6 protein-coding genes are annotated in these 6,575 nt (G+C 39.2%); 3 read left to right on the forward strand and 3 right to left on the reverse strand.

Features of this window, described 5'->3' with window-relative positions:
- Positions 1 to 16: 16 nt before the first annotated feature.
- Positions 17 to 931 (reverse strand): glycerophosphodiester phosphodiesterase family protein, encoded by a 915-nt coding sequence (locus B4N43_RS05340; RefSeq protein WP_145326869.1) that lies wholly within the window; start codon positions 929 to 931, stop codon positions 17 to 19.
- A gap of 378 nt (positions 932 to 1,309) precedes the next feature.
- On the opposite strand from B4N43_RS05340, the gene topA reads away from it, so the two are divergent.
- From topA to cmk, 3 genes are read left to right on the forward strand one after another with little or no spacing between them, the layout of a single operon-like run.
- Positions 1,310 to 3,709, forward strand: a complete 2,400-nt coding sequence (gene topA, locus B4N43_RS05345; RefSeq protein WP_286733320.1) for a type I DNA topoisomerase — start codon at positions 1,310 to 1,312, stop codon at positions 3,707 to 3,709.
- Positions 3,710 to 3,711: 2 nt separating this feature from the next.
- Positions 3,712 to 4,125, forward strand: a complete 414-nt coding sequence (locus B4N43_RS05350; RefSeq protein ID WP_046672862.1) for a hypothetical protein — start codon at positions 3,712 to 3,714, stop codon at positions 4,123 to 4,125.
- Positions 4,125 to 4,820 carry a (d)CMP kinase gene (gene cmk / locus B4N43_RS05355; RefSeq protein WP_286733323.1) on the forward strand — a complete coding sequence of 232 codons (696 nt, stop codon included), beginning with the start codon at positions 4,125 to 4,127 and terminating at the stop codon, positions 4,818 to 4,820. The genes B4N43_RS05350 and cmk overlap by 1 nt, the downstream gene beginning before the upstream one ends.
- Positions 4,821 to 4,862: 42 nt before the next feature.
- Here cmk and B4N43_RS05360 read toward each other — a convergent pair whose 3' ends face one another.
- Together B4N43_RS05360 and B4N43_RS05365 are read right to left on the reverse strand one after the other, a co-directional pair.
- On the reverse strand, positions 4,863 to 5,156 hold the full coding sequence (locus B4N43_RS05360) for a hypothetical protein (RefSeq protein ID WP_075992843.1): 294 nt from the start codon (positions 5,154 to 5,156) through the stop codon (positions 4,863 to 4,865).
- Between the two features lie 161 nt (positions 5,157 to 5,317).
- Positions 5,318 to 6,517, reverse strand: a complete 1,200-nt coding sequence (locus tag B4N43_RS05365; protein WP_286733330.1) for a pyridoxal phosphate-dependent aminotransferase — start codon at positions 6,515 to 6,517, stop codon at positions 5,318 to 5,320.
- Positions 6,518 to 6,575 lie beyond the last annotated feature (58 nt).

Consider the following 6,575-nt stretch of genomic DNA (forward strand, 5'->3'; position numbering starts at 1 on the left):
ACAAGCAAGGTGTTTGTTAAAACAAATTGGGGTAATCGCTAATAATTCCATCAACCTTTACAGCCTTCAGCTGTTCTATCTCGTCCTTTGTATTGACTGTCCATGGAATAACCTTGATATCGGCTTTGTGGCACTGTGCAATAAAATCGCGTGTAGCTATTTTATAGTGCGGACTTATAATAAAAGGTGTAAAGCCCAAAGCTGCAATTGTTTGCTCAACGCTTTTGGTATAGTTTGCATCAATAAGATAAGAAACTTTGATTTGAGGATATGCTTTGTGCAGATATTTAATAGCTCTACTATCAAACGATTGGATGACGGTTCGTGAAGCAATTTTCTTATCAGTGATCACCTGCACCATAAGGTCCACAAATTCTTCTACCCTTGGATGGAAAATACCATCTTTATCTTCCTTACTCTTCACTTCGATATTATAAAACATCGGCGCTTTCCTTTTTACACTTGCGTAGGCTTCAGTACTGTCAATAAGGTCTGATAGTTTTGCTATACGCGTAACCTGTTTTTTCTGTTCAGGAAACTCTTTATAAAATTTCGATCCGATATCGTATTTAATCAGCTCTTTATAAAGCATATCATAAATTCTCAGCGGTTTATCTTTGTCAGAAATTTCGGAGCCATTGGGTTTCAGTACAAATTTTGGGTTAAGATAATCGTCGTGAAAGACAACAACCTTACGATCTTTGGTAATGTGGCAATCCATTTCCAGTGTGGTCACCTTTGCCAGATCTATTGCATTTTTCATGGCAGCGATAGACTCTTCAGGATATAGGCCGCGGCCGCCGCGATGTGCTTCCAGACTAAGTTTAGGGAAATTGCCTGAATTTGATTTTGCTGAATCTTTCATAACTGAACAAGATACAAATGGTAATAACGTGCCCCAAAAGGCAATTCTGAGAAGACTTCTTTTCATTATTAAAATATTTAAACAAAATAGGGGAGTTGTTATATATTGCCCTTTTGAATAAGCGAATATACATATATATTTTACTTATACGTATTTTAACTGTTTCGAATATTTGATTTTGCAACTTTATGAAGGTTGATTCGAAACCGAATAAAGTTAAATGAATTTGTTTTTGTCTGAAATAGACGGAAACAAAGTGGTCGGAGTGGCAAATTCGCTTGATCTGACAGCGTTTCTGTGTCGAGCTCAACTCCGTTGCGCGGTCCTTTGTCTTTGGATAAATTTCTTTATTGTTGACATGAAATCTATTTTTTTTGTCTTTTTTGCAAGAAATTATTGTCATTCCTTTCAGAATTCCCTTTATTTGCACAAATCTCAAATTAGATGGCGAAAAATTTATTGATAGTTGAGTCTCCAGCGAAAGCGAAAACGATAGAAGGGTATTTAGGAAAGGATTTTTTGGTCAAGTCAAGTTATGGACATATTCGCGACTTGGTGAAAACCGATGATGCAATTGATACCGAAAAGAATTTTGAACAAAAGTATGAAGTTCCCTCCGACAAAAAGGCGGTTGTAAGTGAACTGAAGAAATTGGCTAAAGCTGCAGAAACCGTTTGGTTAGCGTCCGATGAGGACCGCGAAGGAGAGGCTATTTCATGGCACTTATTTGAGACTTTGGGATTAAAAGATGAAAGTACAAAAAGGATTGTGTTTCATGAGATTACGAAGCCAGCTATTCTGAAGGCTATTGACAATCCGCGTAAAATAGATTATAACTTAGTAAATGCACAACAAGCGCGAAGAGTTCTAGATCGATTAGTCGGTTTTGAATTATCTCCGGTTCTATGGAAAAAGGTGAAGCCTTCCTTATCTGCTGGTCGGGTGCAGTCTGTTGCAGTTCGTCTGATTGTAGATCGTGAGCGTGAAATCAATAAATTTGAACCCGAAGCGGCTTTTAAGATCGTTGCTTTTTTTCATACGGGAAAAGTTAAAGATAGTTTTAAAGCCGAACTTCCGCAGCGTTTTGCAACAGAAGCAGAGGCGACCAAATTTTTGGAAGATTGTAAAGCAGCGCTGTTTTCAGTAAAAAATCTAGAAACAAAACCTGCAAAGCGTTCACCAGCGGCGCCATTTACCACATCAACATTACAGCAGGAAGCAAGTAGAAAGCTTGGATTTTCGGTTGCCCGCACCATGCAGGTGGCGCAAAGGCTGTATGAATCAGGACGAATTACCTATATGCGTACCGATTCTGTTAATTTGAGTGATACGGCGATTGAGGCTGCTGAAAAGGAAATCAAATCGGCTTACGGCAATCAGTACCATAAACTCAGAAAATATAAAACAAAAACATCGGGTGCTCAAGAAGCACACGAAGCTATTCGTCCTACTTATTTCTCTGAGCACACCATTGATGGGGATGCATCCGAAAAAAGATTATATGAGCTTATTTGGAAAAGAGCAATTGCTTCCCAAATGAGTGAGGCGGAGTTTGAACGTACATTGGCAAAGATCGACATCTCAACCCGTACCGAAGATTTGAATGCGTCAGGAGAGGTTATGAAATTTGATGGGTTCTTGAAAGTTTACATGGAATCCTTGGATGACGATCAAGACAACGCGATGGACGAAGATAGTGACAATGCTATTCTTCCACCGTTAGCCATTGGTATGCCATTGACTTTGAAAAACATGTCGGCAACGGAGCGCTTTACACGACCTCCAGCACGTTATACGGAAGCTGCTTTGGTGAAAAAATTGGAGGAATTGGGAATTGGCCGTCCTTCAACCTACGCCCCTACGATTTCAACTATTCAAAACCGCGGTTATGTTATAAAGGAAGAGCGTGAAGGTAAATCGCGCGATTACCGTGTACTGACATTAAAGGATGCCGAATTAACAGCGGTAACAAAAACCGAAATAACCGGTGCCGAAAAAGGAAAAATGTTTCCAACGGATATCGGTGTTGTGGTGAATGACTTTTTGGTTGAACACTTCAACGGTATTGTGGATTTTCATTTTACGGCCAACGTAGAAAAGGAATTTGACGATATTGCGCATGGACTGACCGAATGGACAAAAATGTTGCATGATTTCTATGGACCTTTTCATTCTGAAGTAGAAGATACTTTAGTAAATGCAGATCGTGCGAATAATGAGCGTGAGCTCGGTGTGGATCCAGTTTCCGGAAAGCCCGTTTCGGTTCGTATTGGTAAGTTCGGCCCATTGGTACAGATTGGTTCTCCCGACGATGAAGAAAAACCTCGTTTTGCGTCCTTGCGGAAGGGCCAAATGATCGAAACCATTACTTTTGAGGATGCCATGGAATTGTTCAAATTACCGAAAAAAGTCGGTTTATTTGAAGATAAAGAAATGACTGTCGCGGTTGGACGATTTGGACCTTATATACGTCACAATTCATCGTTTTACTCCTTACCAAAAGGTGTTGATCCTTTGGACGTAACAGAAGAAGAGGCGATACAGATTATCAAAGACAAACGTCAGAAAGATATCGAGAAAGTGATTCGGGTTTTTGATGAAAATCCAGATGCTCAAATCGAGCAGGGACGCTGGGGGCCATTTATTCGTTTTGGTAAGCAAAATCTGAAAATCCCTAAGGGAACCGAGATTGAAAAAATCACGTATGCGGATGTGCTGAAATGGGCTGAGGCGGATGCTCCGAAAGGAAAAGCGACCAAAGCAAAAACAACAGAAAAGAAAACTGTAGCAAAAAAAGCTACAGCAAAGAAGGCTCCAGCTAAAAAAACTATAAAGTCTAAATAAGGATGAAAGCAGATTTGCCTGAAAATATTGTCAAAGATATTATGATCGCCGTTGTTTTGGAAGGTGAGACGGTGGAGACAAAAAATTGGACTGTCTATGTTATCAATGACAAGAACATTGCCATTCAGAATGTGCTGATCAGCTCAAAAGGTTATGGCGAAAAGGATGGCCGACAAGTAACAACAACAACTTTGCGTCATTTTATTGGAAATATAGAAGCTAAATCGTTCGATCGTGTTGAAGCGATTGACGAACAGGTATTCGGGTTGACAAATGAATATTGGTTGAGTTTTTATATTGATAATATTATTTACGATAAAAAATATATCTTTTTACCCGAAAGCATTGTGGATGGTAACCTGACTAAGGTTCCTTTGGTCAATCGTCCCGGTGTAATCATAGGAGGAAACGAATAATGAGTGGACATCACAATTTTATTATCGCCATAGATGGTTTTTCCTCCTGCGGCAAGAGTACCCTGGCAAAGGCTTTGGCAAAAAAACTGAAGTTTGCCTTTATTGACAGTGGAGCTATGTATAGGGCCGTCACACTCTATTTTATCCGGCATGAGATAGCGCTGGATGATCAAGAAGCGATCGAAAATGCACTGAAAGATATCCACATTGATTTTATCCCAAATGCAATAAAAACGGAAATTCATCTAAACGATGAGGATATCTCGGAAGAGATCCGTCAGATGTATATTTCTGATAAAGTCAGCGATGTGAGTGCAATCAAAGCTGTTCGGGTTGCTATGGTTGCCCAGCAGCAGAAATTGGGTAGCAGACGAAATATTATTATGGATGGCCGTGATATTGGTACTACCGTTTTTCCAGATGCTGATCTGAAAATTTTTATGACGGCAGACCCTAAAGTACGTGCCGCGAGGCGTTATTTGGAGTTGACGGAAAAAGGAGAGGACGTGACTTTAGAAGAAGTCGTGGAGAATCTTTCTACTCGTGACCGTATCGACAGTACGCGCGCGGAAAGTCCATTACGGCAAGCCGAAGACGCTATTGTTTTGGATAATTCAAATCTGACACCAGAACAACAGCTTCATTTTGTTGAAGAGGAATATTTAAAAGCTAAGGCTGCAAAAGCACAATCATAAAACAAAAAGGAGGCCGACTATTTAGTCGGCCTCCTTTTTTAGCTATTTTACGCTATTGATTTGCTGCTGTTCCAATAGTTTTCCAACATTGTTTTTTTCTCCGAATTCTGCTGTCTGCTCTTGAAAAGACTCCAGAAGAGCTTTGATAGCATCTGAATTATCTGCTGTACGCTGATAGATATCGGGAATTGTTTTTTCAATATTCTTATCGCCGAGTTCAATGTTATCAACTTCGATTTTGCCTATTTTTTCCAAAACAGCTTGTTGACTATTTCTGACATCTTCTAATTCTCTTGCTATTTTTTCCATCAATTGGAATTTCTTCAATTTATCCATATGAAATCGTTTTGGTTACTATAATAAGAACAAGATACCTCGAAAGTTTGTTTTGTTTTTTTTTAAAAGCAAATAGAAGAGGAGTTTATGGGAAGGAACTACAAAAAAGAAAAAGGCGGAACATGCCTGTCCCACCTTTCATAAGTCCTGTTATTTTGTTATTAATTTGTACGTCCCGGATACACTTGAAGAGCTTTCTCTAGGCAAACCAATGCTTTATTAAGATCATCTTGATTAAGCACATAGGCAAGGCGTACTTCATTTACACCAGCACCCTCCGTACTGTAAAAACCCGTAGCGGGAGCCATCATTACTGTTTCGTTATTGTAAGAGAACTCTTCCAACATCCATTGGCAGAATTTATCAGCATTGTCAATCGGTAGTTTGGCAACGACGTAAAATGCACCACCTGGGTTAGGAGAGTAAACTCCTTTAATGGCGTTAAGTCCTTTCACGAGAGTATCTCTTCTTGCTGTGTATTCTTTGGATACTGCTTCAAAGTAACTGTCTGGTGTATCAACAGCAGCTTCACCCGCAATTTGACCTTCCAGCGAAGGGCTTAAGCGAGCTTGCGCAAATTTCAGTGCAGTCTGATATAGTTCTTTATTTTTGGTAATGATACATCCAATACGCGCACCACAAGCAGAGTAACGTTTTGATACTGTATCAAAAATAACCACATTATTTTCGAGACCTTCTAAATGCATTGGTGAGATAAACTCTCTGCCATCGTAACAAAATTCACGGTAGGCCTCATCTGAGAAAAGGTAAAGATCATATTTTAGACAAAGTTCACGAAGAGCTTCGAGTTCTTCTCTGGAGTAAAGGTAACCCGTCGGGTTATTTGGATTACAGATGCAGATCGCTTTGGTTTTAGGGGTAATTACTTTTTCAAATTCAGCGATAGAAGGTAATGCAAATCCACTTTCAATATAGGACATGATTGGTTTGATTACAACATCAGAGGAACACGCAAAACCATTGTAATTTGCATAAAATGGCTCTGGAATGATAATCTCTTCTCCTTCATTTAAACAGGATTGCATAGCGATCATAATCGCTTCTGAACCGCCATTCGTTACTAATATATCTGTTGGCTCAATATTATAATTTAGCTTATTATAATATTCTGCTAACTTATTTCGATAAGAGGCTGTACCTTCAGAAGGTGTATAGGCCCACACTTTGAACTGTATATTTTTCAAAGCATTAAGCATCACTTCAGGTGTTTGGATATCAGGTTGTCCGATATTGAGGTGGTATATCTTTTTACCTTCTTTTTTTGCTTGATCAGCATATGGCGTCAACTTTCTAATAGGCGACGCAGGCATATTCAGCCCTTTTTCTGATATTACTGGCATTATAGTTTTTTTAAAATTAGTAGTGCAAAGCTAACCAAAATAAAACGAAAAAAGCCAC

This window comes from Sphingobacterium sp. UBA1897 (genome assembly GCF_002337775.1).
Lineage (GTDB): Bacteria > Bacteroidota > Bacteroidia > Sphingobacteriales > Sphingobacteriaceae > Sphingobacterium > Sphingobacterium siyangense.